An 18,941-nucleotide genomic window follows, 5' to 3' on the forward strand; every position below is an offset into this window, starting at 1 on the left:
TATCAAAAGGTTATGAAAGGGGGAGTTATGCTCTATATTTGGTCTTATTTGAAAAAATATCCCAAGTGGTTATTCTTGGATTTCCTTGGAGCGGTTTTCTTTGTTATCGTCAATCTTGGACTGCCAACTGTTCTGGCTCGGATGATTGATGAAGGTGTGAATAAAGGGAATGAACAGCAATTGTATTTTTGGGCGGCAATCATGCTGGTGATTATCCTATGTGGAACCTTGGGGCGTATAGTCTTAGCCTATGCTGCTAGTAAGCTGACGACCAATATGGTTAAAGATATGAGGGATGATCTCTATGCCAAATTACAAGAGTATTCTCATCATGAATATGAAAAGATAGGAGTGTCTTCACTGGTTACTCGTATTACCAGTGATGCCTTTGTTCTCATGCAGTTTGCAGAACAGACCTTAAAACTGGGTGTCATCACTCCCATGATGATGCTGTCTAGTATTTTAATGATCTTTTTGACCAGCCCGTCATTAGCTTGGATAGTGGCTTTTGCAGTACCTTTCTTGGCTGTGGTGGTCATTTATGTTGCTGTTAAAACTCGTCCTTTATCAGAGAAACAGCAGAAAACTTTGGACAAAATCAATCAATACGCTCGTGAAAATCTGATGGGGCTTCGTGTCATTCGCGCCTTTGCCCGTGAGGAGTTTCAAGAGGAACGTTTTGCAGGACAAAATGCAGTCTATGCAGCCAATTCCAATCGTCTGTTTAAACTAACTGGCTTGACAGAACCCTTGTTTGTTCAGATTATCATTGCCATGATTGTCGCCATTGTTTGGTTTGCGCTGGATCCTATCAAACAAGGTTCCCTGCAAATTGGAGACTTGGTAGCCTTTATCGAATATAGTTTCCACGCTCTCTTGTCCTTCCTTTTCTTATCTAATCTCTTCACTATGTATCCTCGTACAGCCGTTTCGAGTGAACGTTTGAAAGAAGTCATGGATATGCCGATTTCTATTGATCCCAATGAAGGAGGCGTTAGAGAGACAGCAACCCACGGCTATTTGGAATTTGAAAATGTCACTTTTGCCTATCCTGGCGAGACGGAAAATCCTGTTTTGCATAATATTTCTTTCAGTGCTAAACCAGGTGAAACCATTGCCTTTATCGGATCGACCGGATCGGGCAAGTCCTCTCTTGTGCAATTGATTCCTCGCTTTTACGATGTCACGCTTGGGAAAATCAAGGTTGATGGTGTTGATGTGAGGGATTACCGTCTCAAGTCTCTCCGTCAAAAGATTGGTTTTATTCCGCAGAAGGCCTTGCTTTTTACAGGAACTATCGCTGAAAATATCCGTTATGGGAAGGAAGATGCTAGTCACAAAGACCTACATCAGGCAGCAGATGTGGCGCAAGCTAAAGATTTTATTGAAAGTCGAGAAGAAGGATTTGCGACTCATCTAGCTGAAGGCGGAAGCAATCTTTCTGGTGGACAGAAACAGCGTCTTTCAATTGCCAGAGCGGTTATAAAGAATCCTGATATCTATATTTTTGACGATTCCTTCTCAGCCTTGGATTATCGCACAGATGCCATTCTACGCCGTCGTCTCAAGGAAGTCACTCAAAATGCTACAGTCTTAATCGTTGCCCAACGTGTTGGGACCATTATGGATGCGGACCAGATTATCGTTCTTGATAAGGGAGAAATCGTAGGTCGCGGTCGACATGAGGAATTGATGAAGACAAATGACATCTATCGTGAAATTGCTGAGTCGCAGTTGAAAAATGCATCTCTAACAGAAGAATAGGAGGAAACATGAAAACACAATCTAGTTTGGCTCGTTTGTGGAGCTATTTAAAAGCCTACCGTTTTTCTGTCTTCTTTGCGGTTTTTCTAAAAGTTTTAAGTGTGGTCATGAGTGTCTTGGAGCCTTTTGTCTTGGGGCTGGCCATTACGGAGTTGACAAAAAACATCTTAGATATGGCTAAGGGCCTTTCAGGTGCTGGTATCAATACTGGCTACATCGGAACTGTTTTAATCATTTATCTCTTTAGAGGTCTCTTGTATGAACTTGGTTCTTATTATTCCAACTATTTCATGACTAATGCGGTACAGTCCATGACCCAAGATCTGCGAAATGAAATGACTGAAAAGATCAATCGTATCCCTGTGTCTTTCTTTGACAAACACCAGTTTGGTGATTTATTGGGACGCTTTACCAGTGATGTTGAGACAGTGTCTAATGCTCTTCAACAGTCTTTTCTCCAAATTGTCAATGCCGTTTTGACGATTGTTCTCGTGATGGGAATGGTTTTATACTTGAACTTTCAACTGGCTATAGTGGTGATTCTATCCATTCCAGTGACCTATTTTGGTGCTAGAAGCATCCTGAAACGTTCTCAGCCTTATTTTAAAGAGCAGGCGGCTATTTTAGGACGGATGAATGGCTATGTGCAGGAAAATCTCACAGGTTTTAATGTCTTGAAACTCTATGGTCGTGAGGAAACTTCTCATAAAGAATTTTCTGAGATTACGGACGACCTCCAACGTGTTGGCTTTAAAGCCAGCTTTATCTCTGGACTCATGATGCCAGCTCTCCATGCCGTATCAGACTTGACCTATCTGATCGTTGCAGTTCTTGGTGGTTTGCAGGTGATTGCGGGCCGTTTGACAGTGGGGAATATGCAGGCCTTTGTTCAGTATGTTTGGCAGGTTAGCCAGCCTATCCAAAACATCACACAACTTGCGGGTCAAATGCAAAGTGCTAAGTCTTCGCTCGATCGTATCTTCGATATCTTGGATGAGACAGAGGAAGTCGAGGGAGAAGAACTCGAAATCCTTGAACCTTTAACGGGTCAGGTAACTTTTAAGCAGGTTGATTTCCAGTATGTCGAAAACAAACCATTGATTCGAGACTTTAATCTAGAAGTTCAACCGGGAGAGATGGTAGCGATTGTAGGTCCGACTGGAGCTGGTAAAACAACCCTGATTAATCTACTCATGCGTTTTTACGATGTTACAGCAGGTGCAATCTTGGTTGACGGGCAGGATATTCGCCAGTTGTCACGACAAGACTACCGCCGTCAGTTTGGGATGGTCTTGCAGGATGCTTGGCTCTATGAAGGAACTATCAAAGAAAACCTACGTTTTGGAAATCTTGACGCCAGTGATGAGGAAATAATAGAAGCTGCCAAAGCAGCAAATGTAGACCACTTTATTCGAACTCTTCCTGGTGGTTACAACATGGAGATGAACCAAGAGTCCAGCAATATTTCCCTCGGGCAAAAACAACTCTTGACCATCGCGCGTGCTCTCCTAGCCAATCCTAAAATTCTCATTTTGGATGAAGCGACTTCCTCTGTTGACACCCGTTTGGAACTCTTGATTCAAAAAGCCATGAAACGGTTGATGAAGGGGAGAACCAGCTTTGTTATCGCCCATCGTCTCTCGACCATTCAAGAAGCGGATAAGATTCTCGTTCTTAAAGATGGACAGATTATTGAGCAGGGAAATCATGAAAGCTTGCTCCAAGAAAAAGGCTTCTATTACGACCTTTATCAAAGTCAATTTTCGAGTAAATCCGATCAAGTCAGCTAATAAAATAAGGCTAGATTTTTCTTAAATTATCAGTCTATTTCAACTTTTCTCAGATAGTACATTTTCCTTGCTATTGTTTTCTGGGAGTAGTATACTTGTATTATAGCTACTGTGAAGTGGTTATAAAAAAATGAAAAGAGGTAAGAAATATGGTTGAATTGAAAAAAGAAGCATTAAAAGACGTTACAACATTATCTAAAACAGCGCCAGTAGCATTGGCAAAAACAAAGGAAGTATTGAACCAAGCAGTAGCGGACTTGTATGTGGCTCATATTGCCCTTCACCAAGTTCACTGGTATATGCGTGGTCGTGGTTTCCTCGTATGGCATCCAAAAATGGATGAATACATGGACAGCCTTGATGGCTATCTTGACGAAATCAGCGAACGTTTGATCACCCTTGGTGGCAAACCTTACTCAACTTTGACAGAATTCCTTCAATACAGTGAAATCGAAGAAGAAGAAGGAGAATTCCGTAACGTTGAAGAAAGCTTGGAACGTGTTCTAGCGATTTATCGCTACCTCATCGCTCTTTTCCAAAAAGCTTTGGATGTGACTGATGAAGAAGGCGATGATGTTACAAACGATATCTTTGTTGGTGCTAAGGCTGAACTTGAGAAAACAGTTTGGATGCTTGCAGCAGAACTTGGACAAGCTCCTGGTTTGTAAAATATAGTTGCTACCCCTTTTATCATGAGGTGCTTGATAAGTGCCCATGACCAATCATCTTTTAAAAGTCATGTAACTGTAAAAAGTTGCATGATTTTTTTGTTTGCTGGACTTAGGACACATTGTCAAAAGTAGGATTTTACGGTATAATAGTTGCTGTTCAATAACATATGAATTTTAAAGAATAATTGTTAGTTTAAGGAGGACTTATGAACAACTTACCAAATTGCCCAAAATGTAATTCAGAATATGTCTACGAAGACGGAAGTCTCTTGGTCTGCCCAGAGTGTGCCTATGAGTGGAATCCTGCAGAAGTTGCAGAAGTAGAAGAAGGTGTTGTCGCTATCGATGCCAATGGAAATAAATTGGCTGACGGCGATACTGTGACCCTTATCAAGGACTTGAAAGTAAAAGGTGCACCAAAGGATTTGAAACAAGGAACTCGTGTTAAAAATATCCGTATCGTAGAAGGTGACCACAACATCGACTGTAAGATTGATGGTTTTGGAGCTATGAAACTCAAGTCAGAATTTGTTAAGAAAATCTAGCCATGAAACTAAATTATAAATTTATCTTTTATAGTCGTGTACTTTTGTTCTTAGTGGCATTTACAGGAGTTTATTTGGAGATTACCAAGCACGGTGGCTTTGGTATGCTCCTTTACTACACAGTGTTGTCTAATCTTTTGGTAACGATTTTCACGGGCTACCTGCTCCGTGTGATGAGCCGTTCAGGGGAAAATTGGCAAAGTCCGACCTTGCTTCGTCTCAAGGGTGGCGTCACCATGAGTATCATGATTACCTGTGTGATTTACCATTTTATGCTGGCTCCGATTGCGACAGATTTTTATCGTGTGGAAAATTTCCTTTGCCACTATATCGTTCCACTCTGGTTTTTAGCCGACACCCTCTTCTTTGATAAACGGGGCCAATACAAAATCTGGGATCCAGTTTTGTGGACCATCTTGCCCTTGGTTTATATGATTTTTGCCTTGTTTAACGGCCTGGTCTTAAAACTCAATATTCCGAATTCCAAGGACAATCCCTTCCCTTATTTCTTTTTAAATGTGAACAAGGGTTGGGACGTGGTCATCAAATGGTGTTTGATCATTTTTGTGGCTTATATGGTTGCAGGCTTTATCTTCTATCTGATCAAGCAAATCAAGCGAAAATAGTCTTCCTATTAGGAAAGTTAGGTCGGAGTCTCTAGTTCAATCGGGCTCCTTCTTTTCTTGCCCTCTTCCTTTTAAAAGGATCAACAGTGAGAAATATACAGAAAGAAAATCCATGAAACAATTTTTAGAACGGGCTAGTATTTTGGCCCTCTCCCTCGTTTTGATTACCTCCTTTTCCATATCAAGTGCTCTGCCAGCCATGTTTGACTATTATCAAGGCTATCCCAAAGAACAAATCGAGCTCCTAGTCAGTCTCCCTTCTTTTGGGATTATGATTATGCTAGTCTTAAACGGGGTGCTAGAGCGTTTGTTTCCTGAGCGACTTCAGATTAGTCTGGGACTTCTCATCCTCTCTATTGGTGGAACAGCTCCCTTCTGGTATCAGGATTATAACTTTGTCTTTGCTATGCGGATTTTATTTGGCTTGGGTGTTGGGATGATCAATGCCAAGGCTATTTCCATCATCAGCGAACGCTATCATGGAAAGACACGGATCCAGATGCTGGGTCTCCGCGGATCAGCAGAAGTTGTCGGGGCGTCGATTTTGACTCTAGTGGTAGGTCAACTCTTATCCTTGGGATGGACAGTGACCTTCTTGGCCTACAGTGCAGGATTTTTAGTATTGATCCTTTATCTGCTCTTTGTCCCTTATGGGAAAGAAAAGAAAGAAACAAAGAAAAAAGAGGCCGAAATGACTCGTTTGACAGGACAGATGAAAGGCTTAATTTTTCTATTAGCTGTCGAAGCAGCAGTTGTTGTCTGCACCAATACAGCTATCACCATTCGTATTCCTAGTCTGATGGTGGAAAGAGGTCTAGGGGATGCCCAGTTATCGAGTTTGGTTTTAAGTATCATGCAGTTGATTGGGATTGTGGCTGGTGTGAGTTTTTCTTTCTTGATTTCTCTCTTTAAAGAAAGATTGCTCCTTTGGTCAGGCATTACCTTTGGATTGGGGCAGATTGTGATTGCCTTGTCTCCGTCATTGGGTGTGATGGTAGTTGGAAGTATTGTGGCAGGTTTTTCCTACAGTGTGGCCTTGACCACTGTTTTTCAGCTTCTTTCTGAAAGAATACCAGCCAAGCTCCTTAATCAGGCAACATCATTTGCAGTGCTAGGATGTAGCTTTGGAGCCTTTACGACACCTTTCATTCTTGGGGCGATTGGCTTGGTAGCTCAAAACGGTATGTTGGTCTTCACCATTCTAGGATGCTGGTTAATAGTGACTTCCGTATTTGTCATGGTTGCACTTCAAAAGAAAGCTTAGGATTGATTTCCTAAGTTTTTCTTTTTTGTTTTTGTCCCCAGACAATTATTGTTTTTTAAACTTGTTTGTACTATTATTTCCTGATAAAATAGACACATGACGAGATATAAAGCTGTAATTTCCTATGACGGCTATGCCTTTGCTGGCTTTCAGCGTCAGCCCCATGCGAGGAGCGTTCAGGAGGAAATCGAAAAAACGTTAACCAGATTAAATAAGGGGCAAGCCGTCACTGTTCACGGTGCTGGTAGGACTGATAGTGGGGTTCATGCTCTTGGTCAGGTCATTCATTTTGATCTGCCCTATCAGATGGATGAGGAAAAACTCCGTTTTGCTCTGGATACCCAGTCACCTGGAGATATTGATGTGATTTCGATTGAGCTTGTGGCGGATGATTTTCATTGCCGTTATGCAAAACATAGCAAGACCTATGAGTTTATAGTAGATAGGGGGCGGCCTAAAAATCCGATGCGCCGTCACTATGCCACTCACTTTCCTTATCCACTTGATGTGGAACGGATGCAGGCGGCCATCAAAAAGCTAGAGGGAACCCATGATTTTACCGGTTTTACAGCGTCTGGGACTAGTGTAGAGGACAAGGTTCGGACCATTACAGAAGCTAGTCTTAGTGTTGATAAGACAGGCCAATTTTTGACCTTTACTTTTTCAGGAAATGGTTTTTTGTATAAGCAGATTCGCAATATGGTGGGGACTCTTCTCAAGATCGGAAACAACCGAATGCCAGTTGAGCAGATTGACCTCATCTTGGAGAAGAAGGACAGGCAACTTGCAGGCCCAACGGCAGCACCGAATGGCTTGTATTTAAAGGAGATTCGTTATGAAGAATAATCGTATTTTAGCCCTTTCTGGAAATGATATTTTTAGTGGTGGTGGTCTGTCAGCTGATTTGGCCACCTATACCTTGAATGGCTTGCATGGCTTTGTAGCAGTGACTTGTTTGACGGCTGTGACAGAAAAGGGTTTTGAAGTCTTTCCTACGGCTGATACTATTTTTCAACATGAGCTAGACAGCTTGCGTGATGTCGAGTTTGCGGGGATTAAGATTGGCCTTCTCCCTACTGTCAGTGTGGCTGAGAAGGCCTTGGACTTTATCAAGCAACGTCCGGGAGTGCCTGTGGTATTGGACCCCGTTTTGGTCTGCAAGGAAACGCACGATGTAGCTGTCAGCCAACTCTGTCAAGAGTTGATTCGCTTTTTCCCTCATGTTAGCGTGATTACGCCAAATCTCCCTGAAGCAGAATTATTAGCTGGTCAGGAGATTAAAACCTTGGAAGATATGAAGGCTGCAGCGCAGAAATTGCATGAATTAGGAGCGCCAGCAGTTATTATCAAGGGAGGTAATCGCCTTAGTCAGGACAAGGCTGTGGATGTCTTTTATGATGGGCAAATCTTTACAGTCCTAGAAAATCCAGTTATCCAAGGCCAAAATGCTGGCGCAGGTTGTACCTTTGCCTCAAGCATCGCCAGTCACTTGGTTAAAGGGGATGAACTTTTACCAGCAGTAGAGAGTTCTAAAGCTTTCGTTTACCGTGCTATTGCACAAGCAGATCAATATGGAGTAAGACAATATGAAGCAAACCAAAACAACTAAAATCGCCCTTGTATCCCTTTTGACAGCCCTTTCTGTGGTTCTAGGTTATTTCTTAAAAATCCCAACACCAACAGGCATTCTAACTCTCTTAGATGCGGGTGTCTTCTTTGCAGCCTTCTACTTTGGTAGTCGTGAAGGGGCTGTCGTTGGAGGACTAGCAGGTTTCTTGATTGACCTCTTATCAGGCTATCCACAGTGGATGTTCTTTAGCTTGGTAAACCATGGCTTGCAGGGATTTTTCGCAGGTTTTAAAGGGAAATGGCAATGGCTGGGCCTAGTCTTAGCTACAATTGTCATGGTAAGTGGCTATGCTCTGGGCTCAACTTTGATGAATGGCTGGGCAGCAGCCCTACCAGAAATCCTACCAAACTTCCTGCAAAATATCGTGGGAATGGTTGTGGGATTTGTAGTCTTTCAGAGCGTCAAGAAGATAAAATAAAAAAGTCAGCTTCAATAGCTGACTTTTTGCTTGTCTAAGTTTAATCAAAATAAAGCAAATCTTTGCTGGTGCTTGTAAAGAGGTCAAAGCCATCCTTGGTAACAACACCGCAGTCTTCGATACGAACGCCGACTTTACCAGGGATATAGATACCTGGTTCAACAGAGAAGCACATGCCTTCTTCGATGACCATGTCGTTTCCTTCCATGATAGATGGGAATTCGTGGACATCCATACCGATACCGTGACCGAGACGGTGGTTGAAGTACTCACCGTAACCAGCTTTTTCGATGACTTCGCGAGCAGCGCGATCCACTTCATGAGCAGTCACACCAGGTTTGATAAAGTCAAGGGCAGCTTGTTGAGCTTCAAGGGTCAAGTTGTAGATATCTTTTTTGAATTGGTCAGGCTTACCGACAGCGACCGTACGTGTCATATCTGAGGCATAGCCATTAACCATGACACCGAGGTCAAAGAGGAGAAGGGCGTCTTTTTCGACCTTGTTTGCACCAGGAATTCCGTGCGGATTTGCGGCGTTATCGCCAGTCAAGACCATAGTATCAAAGCTCATTTCATAGCCTTCACGTTTCATAGCAAAGTCGATTTGGGCAATGATATCTGTTTCAGTCTTATCAAGAGAAATGTTATCAAAACCAACTTTGACAGCTTTATCAGCATAGAGACCTGCAACCATCATTTTTTGGACTTCATCAGCTGATTTGATGAGGCGCATGCGTTGGATGCGAGGAGTGAGGTTTTCAAACTCAGCAGTTTCAAAAACTGTTTTCAAACCATGGTATTTGGTCAAGATGAGATTGTCAAACTCAACAGCGACACGTTTGAAGTCAAGTTGAGGCAAAGCATTTTTGATTTTTTGCCATGGATTTTCAGAATCCACATAGCCCACAACTGGGAAAGATACAGTGCTGCTTGCACGTTCTACTTCAAGAGCTGGGACAAAGAGGAGAGGTTCCCGGTCCGCTAAGATAAAAAGGAACATTTGGCGTTCATGGGGATCACTGTAAAAGCCAGTGAGGTAATTAATAGTGACGGGGTCAGATACGACAGCGACGTCTAGTTTTTCTGATTCAAGATATGTTACGATTTGTTGTAATTTAGACATATGCTACCTTCTTTCTACCCCTCTATTTTGGCAAAAAAAGAGAGAAAATGCAAGAGAGAAGGGTAAAAGAACAAGCAAAAAGAACTCCGAAAAGATAGTGGAGTTCTTTGATATAGCTTTCATTTCTTTAAGAAAAGTCTGCCTTGCTTTTCACGTCGCTGTATTCTTCAGCGATTTCTTGGCTGAGGATGTCCTCATAGGCAGGGAGTTGGATATCCTGACCGTATTTTTTCCGGAGGGCAGTAGTGACTAGGCGATAAGCTAGATTGGCATTGCGAGAGAGGATAGGTCCGTGGAAGTAGGAACCAAAGACATTCTTATAATGAACCCCTTCGCCGACCTTTTCTTCGTTGTTTCCATTTCCATAGACAACCTGTCCCAGCGGTTTTTGGTCATCTGAGAGGAAGGTACGGCCCTGGTGATTTTCAAAGCCATAGTAGGTTTCATCAAAATCTTCATTGTGAATCTTGATATCACCGATAAAGCGATTATTGGTTTGGTTGAGGGTGTAGTGGCCCATGACACCGAGCCCTTCGATGCGTTTACCTGAAGCTTCAACATAATATTGGCCCAATAGTTGGAAACCACCGCAGATAGCGAGAACGACACCGTCGTTTTGGATGTAGTTGTCAATGCTCTCTTTTTTAGCAGGCAGGTCGCCTGCGATGATGCTTTGTTCAAAGTCTTGACCGCCACCGAAAAAGGCAATATCATAGTGGTTTTCATCAAAATCATCATGAAGTGAAACGATATCAACTGTTACATGAGCTCCCAGTTTTTCAGCCACATACTTGAGCATAAGGATGTTTCCATTGTCCCCGTAAGTATTCATGAGGTTTCCATAGAGGTGGGCAATGTTGAGTTGATAAGGGTAGTTGCCAGCTTTTGAGGAAAGTGAAGTATAAACCATTAGTTCATCTCCTTTCTAACAATCTGACGACTAGCCAGCAGTTCACGGAATTCCAGCATGGCAGTATAGGTAGCCAGGATATAGGCGTGCTTACAATCTTGGTTCTCAATGGTTTTGAGAACTTGCTCCAGATTGCTTGTCTCAGTGATTTTATCAGCTGGGTAGCCTGTCACACGAAGACGGCGTGTGATTTCAGAATGACGAACACCACCAGCGTTAATTTCTGGAATGTCCATGTCAGTGATTTGTTCAAAGTCCGCATCCCAGATCCAGCTAGTGTCAATTCCGTCTGCATAGTTGGCATTAAGAAGAACAGATAGGCTGAATGGATAAGGAGCCAGTTTAATCATCTCGATGGCTTGAGTCGCACCAACAGGATTCTTGATGAGGACAAGGGTACATTCCTTATCACCGATATGGAAGGTTTCCTGACGACCAAAGACAGCACGGCTCTTGTCAAATCCTTGCTTGATGAGTTGTGAATCCGCACCGAGGAATCTAGCAATGGCAACCGCAGCTAGCGCATTGTAGATATTATAGAGTCCACCGATTTGGATACCATATTCTTGTCCGTCAATGACAAAGCGGGAGCGATTGTTGGTCAACTCAACCAGTTCTGTCAAGCGATAGTCGAGATCAGGACGTTTGCAACCACAATTTTCACAGATATAGGCACCCAAGTTGGCATAAGTATTGTGCTCATATTTGAGGATGCCTTGACAGTCAGGGCAGAGAATCCCTTCGGTATTGTAGTGAGCCAGTTTGGCAGGCCCTTTTTCCAAGTCAAAACCAAAATACTGTACAGGATTTGGAATAGCTGGCTTGTAGAATAGGGGGCTATCACCATTTAGAAGAACAGTAGCCGTAGGCACCTTACGAATGGCATCCAAAATCATCTTATAAGTTGTGTAAATCTCACCATAGCGGTCCATCTGGTCACGGAAAATATTAGTGATAACAAAAAGGCTAGGATGGATATAGTCACAGATACGAGAAAGACTGGCCTCGTCGATTTCGAGAACGGCAATGTTTTTCCCAGTTTTAGACGATTTGGCAGTCAAGAAGGTTGTCGTTATCCCTGTGATCATGTTGGCACCACTTGGATTGGTCAGAACCTGACCATAAACCTCTTTTAAGATGCCGACAGTGAGGGCAGTTGTCAGGGTTTTCCCGTTGGTTCCAGTGACCACGACAATCTCGTAGTTTTTAGCTAGATTTTGTAAAATATCTTTATCAAATTGAAGGGCAAGTTTTCCTGGGAGCGTACTTCCACGACCAAGACGACTCAAGATGAAGTGAGATGAACGCCCAGCTAGGAGGCCCAAAGTAGTTTTTAATTTCATGTTTCTATTATATCATAAAAGAGGGAAAAGATAGATTTGAGATTTCGCAGAAGCAAAAACAGCCCGATGAGGGCTGTTAGCTAACAAATCAGTCTCAACTTAAATCGCAAACAAGTCATTCAAGTTCTCAGCCAAGGTTGGGTGAGTGAAGATTTGTCTTGTGAAGTAAGTATAAGGAATCTTGTTGTCCATGGCAACAGTGATGATGTTGATGATTTCTTGAGAACCTTCTGAGAAGATAGTTGCACCAATAATTTCTTTTGTTTCAGTATTGACAACAGCTTTGAAAGCTCCACGAAGGTCTCCGTTTACGTGACCACGAGGCATGGCAGCAACAGAGATTTCCTTCACAGCGTATGGAAGTTTCAAATCTGTTGCTTGGCTTTCAGTCAAGCCAACTTGTGAAAGTGCAGGTGTGATGAACATGGTGTTTGGCACATTGAGACGGTCTTCAAGAGTGTAGCTGCCATCTCCAGCAAGGTAGCTGTAGACAACACGGAAGTCATCAAGTGAGATGTAGGTAAATTGAGGTCCACCGTTGACGTCTCCAACTGCGAAGACACCAGGAACATTTGTTTGACAGTGTTTGTCAACCTTGATAGCACCACGTTCCGTTAGTTCAATATCGGTATTCTCAAGTTGAAGTGGTTCTACGTTTGGTTTACGTCCAGTTGCATAGAGAAGGGCGTCGAAACGGTAAGTTTCGTTTTCAGTTACGACAAGGACTTGGTCACCGTCGTTTTTGATTTCAGTAGTACGGATGTTTTGAAGCAACTCAATACCGTCTTCTTCCATGTATTGTTTAGCAAGAGCTGCGATGGAAGGTTCTGCTCGAGGTAGGAAAGTATCCAAGGCATCTAGGACTGTAACTTTGCTTCCAAGTTTATTGTAAAGACCAGCAAATTCAAGACCGATATTTCCGCCACCAAGTACACCAAGTTTTTCAGGCAATTTGTCCAAGTTTTGGATACCTGTTGAGTCAAAGACATTCTTACTTGTAGCAAGTCCAGGGATTGGCAAGACGTTTGAAACGGCACCGGTATTGATGACGATAGTTTCAGCAGTCAGTTCTTGTTTTTCATCACCAGCTTGGATTTCGATGACTTTATTTGAAAGGAAGTGAGCTTCCGCATCAAAGATATCGACACCTGTACCAGCAACAGTAGCGTAGTTTTTACCGTTGAGGCGGCCAGTGATGGTGTTTTTGGTAGCAATGACTTCTTCAAAAGACAAGTCTTTCTCAGCAGCAACTAGCAAGGTTTTAGTTGGGATACATCCGATGTTGATACAAGTTCCACCGTACATAGCTTTGCTACGTTCAACGAGGGCAACTTTTTTGCCAGCTGAAGCCAGTTTCCCAGCTAGTGTTTTACCAGCTTTACCAAATCCAATAACGATTAAATCATATGTTAACATTCATAGTCCTCCTATTCGATTTTCATTCTAGCATAAGAAAACACTTTTTGCACAAATCTGCTACGGGAAGTGAAGTGAGTTTGAAATGGTCCCTTCAAATCCTTTGAAAAACCAGTTTCAGGCCACATTACTATTAGAAAATCGTTTACATGATTTTCCTAATGGATTCTACTATCTTTTGCCCCTCTCTTGTGTTATACTAGATGGGTTGCAAAGAAACCAGTACTTTTCTTTCGTGGAAAAGAAGCAACATGGTATCTCTTTTTTGTAGAAGATACGTCATGAAAAGAAAAGTATAAACTAAAGCCCTATAGGGTGGCTTCGCACCACCTTTAGAAAGAAGAAAAACGTGAAATTTAATGAATTTAACTTGTCTGCTGAATTGCTAGCAGAGATTGAAAAAGCTGGATTTGTAGAAGCAAGTCCTATCCAAGAGCAAACTATTCCTTTGGCTCTTGAGGGAAAAGACGTTATTGGTCAAGCTCAGACTGGTACAGGGAAAACCGCAGCCTTTGGCTTGCCAACCCTTGAAAAAATCCGCACAGAAGAAGCGACCATCCAAGCCTTGGTCATCGCTCCAACTCGTGAACTTGCTGTTCAAAGCCAAGAGGAATTGTTCCGCTTTGGCCGTAGCAAGGGAGTGAAAGTTCGCTCAGTTTACGGTGGTTCCAGCATTGAGAAACAAATCAAGGCCCTTAAATCAGGTGCCCATATCGTGGTAGGAACACCAGGCCGTCTCTTGGATTTGATTAAACGCAAGGCCTTGAAATTGCAAGACATTGAAACCCTCATCCTTGATGAAGCGGATGAAATGCTCAACATGGGCTTCCTTGAAGACATCGAAGCCATCATTTCCCGTGTCCCTGAAAATCGTCAAACCTTGCTTTTTTCAGCAACTATGCCAGATGCTATCAAACGTATCGGTGTTCAGTTTATGAAAGAGCCTGAGCATGTCAAGATTGCTGCCAAGGAATTGACAACAGAATTGGTTGACCAGTACTATATCCGTGTTAAGGAACAAGAAAAATTCGACACCATGACCCGTCTGATGGATGTTGAACAACCAGAACTTGCTATCGTATTTGGTCGTACCAAACGCCGTGTAGATGAATTGACTCGTGGACTTAAAATCCGTGGCTTCCGTGCAGAAGGAATTCATGGTGATTTGGACCAAAATAAACGTCTTCGTGTCCTTCGTGATTTTAAAAATGGGAATCTTGATGTTCTAGTTGCGACAGACGTGGCAGCACGTGGTTTGGATATCTCAGGTGTGACCCACGTCTACAACTACGATATTCCACAAGATCCTGAAAGTTACGTTCACCGTATCGGTCGTACAGGTCGTGCTGGTAAGTCAGGTCAATCTATTACTTTCGTAGCACCAAATGAAATGGGCTACCTTCAAATTATTGAAAACTTGACTAAGAAACGCATGAAAGGCTTGAAACCAGCGACAGCAGAAGAAGCCTTCCAAGCTAAGAAACAAGTAGCTCTCAAGAAAATCGAACGTGATTTTGCAGACGAAACTATTCGTGGAAACTTTGAGAAATTTACTAAAGATGCTCGTAAGTTAGCTGCAGAATTTAGTCCAGAAGAATTGGCTATGTATATCTTGAGTCTGACAGTCCAAGATCCAGACAGCCTTCCAGAAGTGGAGATTGCGCGTGAAAAACCACTACCATTTAAACCATCAGGTAATGGCTTCGGTGGCAAAACTAAGGGAGGTCGTGGAGGCCGTCGTGGGGACGACCGTCGAGACCGTGATCGCCGTGGCAATGGTCGTCGTGATGAGTTCAAGAAAGGCAGTCGTGGGAACGATCGTTTTGATAAAGACAGACGTTACCGTAATAGAGACAATAAAAAACCTCGCAACACTTCAAGTGAAAAGAAAACAGGCTTTGTTATTCGTAACAAGGGAGACAAATAGGAAAAAGCGATTCACAGTGTGAATCGCTTTTATATATAAGGAGACCGATAGTAAAAGAAGATGTATAAAAGTAAAGGAAAGGTGAGATGGGAAGGGGAACTTTAATCCATCTTCTTATAATATTATTATATAAAAATCAAAACAGAATGTCAATAAAAAATTGCTATTTCTATAAAATATTTTTGCTTTTAAAAATTGCAATTCAATAAGCAATTTTCAGATAATTATTGAAATTTCAGGTTCTTTATGTTATAATGATAGCGATTAAATGCGAGGTGAAAAATGGCACATTTATTAGAAAAGACAAGAAAAATTACATCAATTTTAAAACGCTCTGAAGAGCAAATGCAGGATGAACTTCCATACAATGCCATTACACGTCAACTAGCAGACATTATTGATTGCAATGCCTGTATTGTCAATAGCAAGGGACGACTTTTGGGCTATTTTATGCGCTATAAAACCAATACAGATCGCGTAGAGCAGTTTTTCCAAACCAAGACGTTCCCAGATGACTATGTACAAGGGGCAAACATGATCTACGATACGGAAGCCAATCTTCCTATTGAACATGATTTGACCATTTTTCCTGTAGAGAGCCGTGCGGATTTTCCAGATGGTTTGACAACCATTGCTCCCATTCATGTATCAGGGATTCGCCTAGGTTCCTTGATTATTTGGCGCAATGATAAGAAATTTGAAGATGAGGATTTGATTCTTGTTGAGATTGCGAGTACAGTGGTAGGGATTCAACTCTTGAACTTCCAACGTGAAGAAGATGAGAAAAATATCCGTCGCCGTACTGCTGTAACTATGGCAGTCAATACCCTCTCCTACTCAGAACTTCGTGCTGTTTCAGCTATTTTATCTGAGCTAAATGGAAATGAAGGACAATTGACTGCATCTGTCATTGCAGACCGTATCGGTATCACGCGCTCAGTGATCGTCAATGCTCTCCGTAAGCTAGAGTCGGCAGGAATTATTGAAAGCCGTTCACTAGGAATGAAGGGAACCTATCTCAAGGTATTGATTTCAGATATCTTTGAGGAAGTGAAAAAGAGGGACTACTAATGGTAAAGGCTTTAATCTCGATTGACTATACAGAGGATTTTGTAGCAGATCAGGGGAAATTGACAGCAGGTGCTCCTGCTCAAGCCATATCAGAGGCAATCAATCAGGTGACCAGACTGGCTTTTGAACGTGGGGATTATGTCTTTTTTACCATTGATGCTCATGAGGAGAAGGATACATTCCACCCAGAAAGCAAGCTCTTTCCACCACACAACATCATCGGAACTAGTGGGCGTAACCTTTATGGCCCCCTAGCTGACTTTTATGCTGAGCATGAGGCGGATAGTCGTGTCTTTTGGATGGACAAGCGTCACTATTCAGCATTTTCAGGTACGGACCTAGATATCCGCTTGCGAGAACGTCGAGTTGATACAGTCATCTTAACTGGTGTTTTGACAGATATTTGTGTTCTCCATACGGCTATTGATGCTTATAATTTAGGTTATCAAATCGAGGTTGTCAAGCCTGCGGTTGCTTCCATCTGGCCAGAAAATCATCAGTTTGCTCTTGGACATTTTAAGAATACTCTGGGAGCCAAATTGTTGGATGAAAATCTTGATGAAATTAAAGAATGATTCCCTTGGAAAAATGAAAAAAATCTGAAAAAAGTGTTGACAAAGATTTTGAAAGTTGATATACTAGTAAAGTAATCGACGCGGGGATGGCGGAATTGGCAGACGCGCAGGACTAAGGATCCTGTGACCGCTTTAGGTCGTGAGGGTTCAAGTCCCTCTCTCCGCATAGGATAAGAGTTAGCTTTGGCTAGCTCTTTTTATTTTTAAAAAGAAGGCTAGAGGACGCATTTTGGATATCGGAAGGTATTGGGCATCAAGAACTATTATTTTATGAGAAAGTTTGAACCGTTTTTTTCCATTTGGTCTTGTTCAGAATTTTCTCAGACACAAGTCAGAAAATGAAGAACTTAGGAGATGGGAAAATACTAAGCTGAAAGACGGTGCCAGCATTTATAAAATGGAGTATATTTTTGATTGATAAAATGCATTCTATATGAGAAAAGTTAGCGTTCGCTAGCTTTTTTGTTTTTTTCAAAAAAATTTTTCGATTTCATAAACATTTCATATTTGGATTTTATAATAGTCTTACAAATATGGAGGTGACAAATGAATCCAATCCAAAGAGCTTGGGCTTATGTCAGCAGAAAACGACTGAGAAGTTTTATTTTATTTCTGATTTTATTTGTCCTTTTGGCAGGAATTTCAGCCTGTTTGACTCTGATGAAGTCCAACAAAACAGTAGAAAGCAATCTTTACAAATCACTCAATACATCTTTTTCTATCAAAAAGATAGAAAATGGACAGACCTTCAAATTGTCTGACCTAGCATCCGTGAGCAAGATTAAGGGACTGGAAAATGTCTCTCCTGAACTCGAAACGGTCGCAAAACTGAAAGACAAGGAAGCGGTGAGTGGTGAGCAGAGTGTCGAACGCGATGATTTGTCAGCAGCGGACAAGAACTTGGTTAGCTTAACGGCTCTTGAAGATTCATCCAAGGATGTCACCTTTACCAGTTCGGCTTTCAATCTAAAAGAAGGGCGACACCTTCAAAAAGGAGACTCTAAGAAAATCCTTATTCACGAAGAGTTGGCTAAGAAGAACGGTCTTTCGCTTCATGACAAGATTGGCTTGGATGCTGGTCAGTCCGAAGCTGGAAAAGGGCAAACAGTAGAGTTTGAGATTGTAGGCATCTTTTCTGGTAAAAAACAAGAAAAGTTCACAGGCTTGTCTTCTGACTTCAGTGAAAACCAGGTCTTTACAGACTATGAAAGCAGCCAAACGCTTCTGGGAAATAGTGAACCGCAAGTCAGTGCAGCGCGCTTCTATGTAGAAAATCCTAAGGAAATGGACGGACTCATGAAGCAGGTGGAAAACTTGGCTTTAGAAAGTCAAGGTTACCAAGTTGAGAAGGAAAACAAGGCCTTTGAACAAATCAAAGACTCAGTTGCAACCTTCCAAACCTTCCTCACCATCTTCCTTTATGGGATGTTGATAGCAGGAGCAGGAGCCTTAATTTTGGTCTTGTCCCTCTGGTTGAGAGAAAGGGTCTACGAAGTGGGAATTCTTCTGGCACTTGGAAAAGGCAAGAGTTCGATCTTCCTCCAGTTCTGTTTAGAGGTAGTTTTGGTATCTCTCGGAGCTTTGCTTCCAGCATTTGTTGCAGGAAACGCCATTACATCCTATCTACTCCAAACTGTACTAGCCAGTGGAGATCAGGCAACCTTACAGGACACGCTGGCCAAAGCAAGCGGTCTATCAACCAGTCTCCTATCCTTTGTAGAATCCTATGTATTTCTGCTCCTGATTGGTTGCTTGTCTGTAGCCCTTTGTTTCCTATTCTTATTTAGAAAATCGCCTAAGGAAATTTTATCATCTATTAGTTAATACTCTTCGAAAATCTCTTTAAACCGTGTCAGTCTTATCTGCAA

The 18,941-nt window shown here is 42.2% G+C and carries 17 protein-coding genes and 1 tRNA gene; 14 read left to right on the forward strand and 4 right to left on the reverse strand.

Annotated elements, in window-relative coordinates; translation table 11 throughout:
• Positions 1-27: 27 nt before the first annotated feature.
• From FQT28_RS02600 to FQT28_RS02640, 9 genes are all read left to right on the forward strand, one after another.
• Positions 28-1,764, forward strand: coding sequence for an ABC transporter ATP-binding protein (locus FQT28_RS02600; RefSeq protein WP_143989325.1), 1,737 nt, complete (start codon positions 28-30; stop codon positions 1,762-1,764).
• 8 nt (positions 1,765-1,772) lie between these two features.
• Positions 1,773-3,554, forward strand: a complete 1,782-nt coding sequence (locus FQT28_RS02605) for an ABC transporter ATP-binding protein (RefSeq protein ID WP_143989326.1) — start codon at positions 1,773-1,775, stop codon at positions 3,552-3,554.
• A gap of 149 nt (positions 3,555-3,703) precedes the next feature.
• A complete protein-coding gene (locus tag FQT28_RS02610; protein WP_143989327.1) occupies positions 3,704-4,222 on the forward strand; it encodes a Dps family protein in 519 nt (172 codons plus the stop codon).
• Positions 4,223-4,431: 209 nt separating this feature from the next.
• Positions 4,432-4,770 (forward strand): zinc ribbon domain-containing protein YjdM, encoded by a 339-nt coding sequence (locus FQT28_RS02615; RefSeq protein WP_001061600.1) that lies wholly within the window; start codon positions 4,432-4,434, stop codon positions 4,768-4,770.
• 2 nt (positions 4,771-4,772) lie between these two features.
• Positions 4,773-5,396: a Pr6Pr family membrane protein gene (locus FQT28_RS02620; RefSeq protein WP_143989328.1), complete on the forward strand. Its 624-nt coding sequence runs from the start codon at positions 4,773-4,775 to the stop codon at positions 5,394-5,396.
• A gap of 112 nt (positions 5,397-5,508) precedes the next feature.
• Positions 5,509-6,660, forward strand: a complete 1,152-nt coding sequence (locus FQT28_RS02625) for an MFS transporter (RefSeq protein WP_143989329.1) — start codon at positions 5,509-5,511, stop codon at positions 6,658-6,660.
• Between the two features lie 96 nt (positions 6,661-6,756).
• Complete coding sequence (gene truA / locus FQT28_RS02630; RefSeq protein ID WP_143989330.1) at positions 6,757-7,506, forward strand: tRNA pseudouridine(38-40) synthase TruA; 750 nt, start codon at positions 6,757-6,759, stop codon at positions 7,504-7,506.
• Positions 7,496-8,269, forward strand: a complete 774-nt coding sequence (locus FQT28_RS02635; RefSeq protein ID WP_143989331.1) for a bifunctional hydroxymethylpyrimidine kinase/phosphomethylpyrimidine kinase — start codon at positions 7,496-7,498, stop codon at positions 8,267-8,269. Before truA ends, FQT28_RS02635 begins: the two co-directional genes overlap by 11 nt.
• A complete protein-coding gene (locus FQT28_RS02640; protein ID WP_143989332.1) occupies positions 8,247-8,708 on the forward strand; it encodes an ECF transporter S component in 462 nt (153 codons plus the stop codon). Before FQT28_RS02635 ends, FQT28_RS02640 begins: the two co-directional genes overlap by 23 nt.
• Positions 8,709-8,748: 40 nt before the next feature.
• Here the strand turns inward: FQT28_RS02640 and FQT28_RS02645 are convergent, their stop codons facing one another.
• The 4 genes from FQT28_RS02645 to FQT28_RS02660 form a co-directional block, all read right to left on the reverse strand.
• Positions 8,749-9,831: a M24 family metallopeptidase gene (locus FQT28_RS02645; RefSeq protein ID WP_143989333.1), complete on the reverse strand. Its 1,083-nt coding sequence runs from the start codon at positions 9,829-9,831 to the stop codon at positions 8,749-8,751.
• Positions 9,832-9,958: 127 nt separating this feature from the next.
• The gene (gene gatD / locus FQT28_RS02650; RefSeq protein ID WP_000263172.1) at positions 9,959-10,741 is read right to left on the reverse strand and encodes a lipid II isoglutaminyl synthase subunit GatD; all 783 of its coding nucleotides are present in this window, start codon (positions 10,739-10,741) and stop codon (positions 9,959-9,961) included.
• Positions 10,741-12,084 carry a lipid II isoglutaminyl synthase subunit MurT gene (gene murT, locus FQT28_RS02655; protein ID WP_143989334.1) on the reverse strand — a complete coding sequence of 448 codons (1,344 nt, stop codon included), beginning with the start codon at positions 12,082-12,084 and terminating at the stop codon, positions 10,741-10,743. Before murT ends, gatD begins: the two co-directional genes overlap by 1 nt.
• Positions 12,085-12,183: 99 nt before the next feature.
• Positions 12,184-13,500, reverse strand: coding sequence for an FAD-containing oxidoreductase (locus FQT28_RS02660; protein ID WP_143989335.1), 1,317 nt, complete (start codon positions 13,498-13,500; stop codon positions 12,184-12,186).
• 349 nt (positions 13,501-13,849) lie between these two features.
• Between FQT28_RS02660 and cshA the strand changes: the two genes are divergently transcribed.
• From cshA to FQT28_RS02685, 5 genes are all read left to right on the forward strand, one after another.
• A complete protein-coding gene (gene cshA / locus FQT28_RS02665) occupies positions 13,850-15,427 on the forward strand; it encodes a degradosome RNA helicase CshA (protein WP_143989336.1) in 1,578 nt (525 codons plus the stop codon).
• Between the two features lie 282 nt (positions 15,428-15,709).
• On the forward strand, positions 15,710-16,498 hold the full coding sequence (codY, locus tag FQT28_RS02670; protein WP_004243007.1) for a GTP-sensing pleiotropic transcriptional regulator CodY: 789 nt from the start codon (positions 15,710-15,712) through the stop codon (positions 16,496-16,498).
• Positions 16,498-17,073, forward strand: coding sequence for a cysteine hydrolase family protein (locus FQT28_RS02675; protein WP_143989337.1), 576 nt, complete (start codon positions 16,498-16,500; stop codon positions 17,071-17,073). Before codY ends, FQT28_RS02675 begins: the two co-directional genes overlap by 1 nt.
• Positions 17,074-17,153: 80 nt before the next feature.
• Positions 17,154-17,239, forward strand: a tRNA-Leu gene (locus FQT28_RS02680).
• A 380-nt stretch (positions 17,240-17,619) separates the two neighbouring features.
• Positions 17,620-18,897 (forward strand): ABC transporter permease, encoded by a 1,278-nt coding sequence (locus tag FQT28_RS02685; RefSeq protein ID WP_125450292.1) that lies wholly within the window; start codon positions 17,620-17,622, stop codon positions 18,895-18,897.
• Positions 18,898-18,941: the final 44 nt, after the last annotated feature.

The organism is Streptococcus oralis (genome assembly GCF_901543815.1).
In the GTDB taxonomy this organism is placed as follows: Bacteria; Bacillota; Bacilli; order Lactobacillales; family Streptococcaceae; genus Streptococcus; species Streptococcus oralis_CM.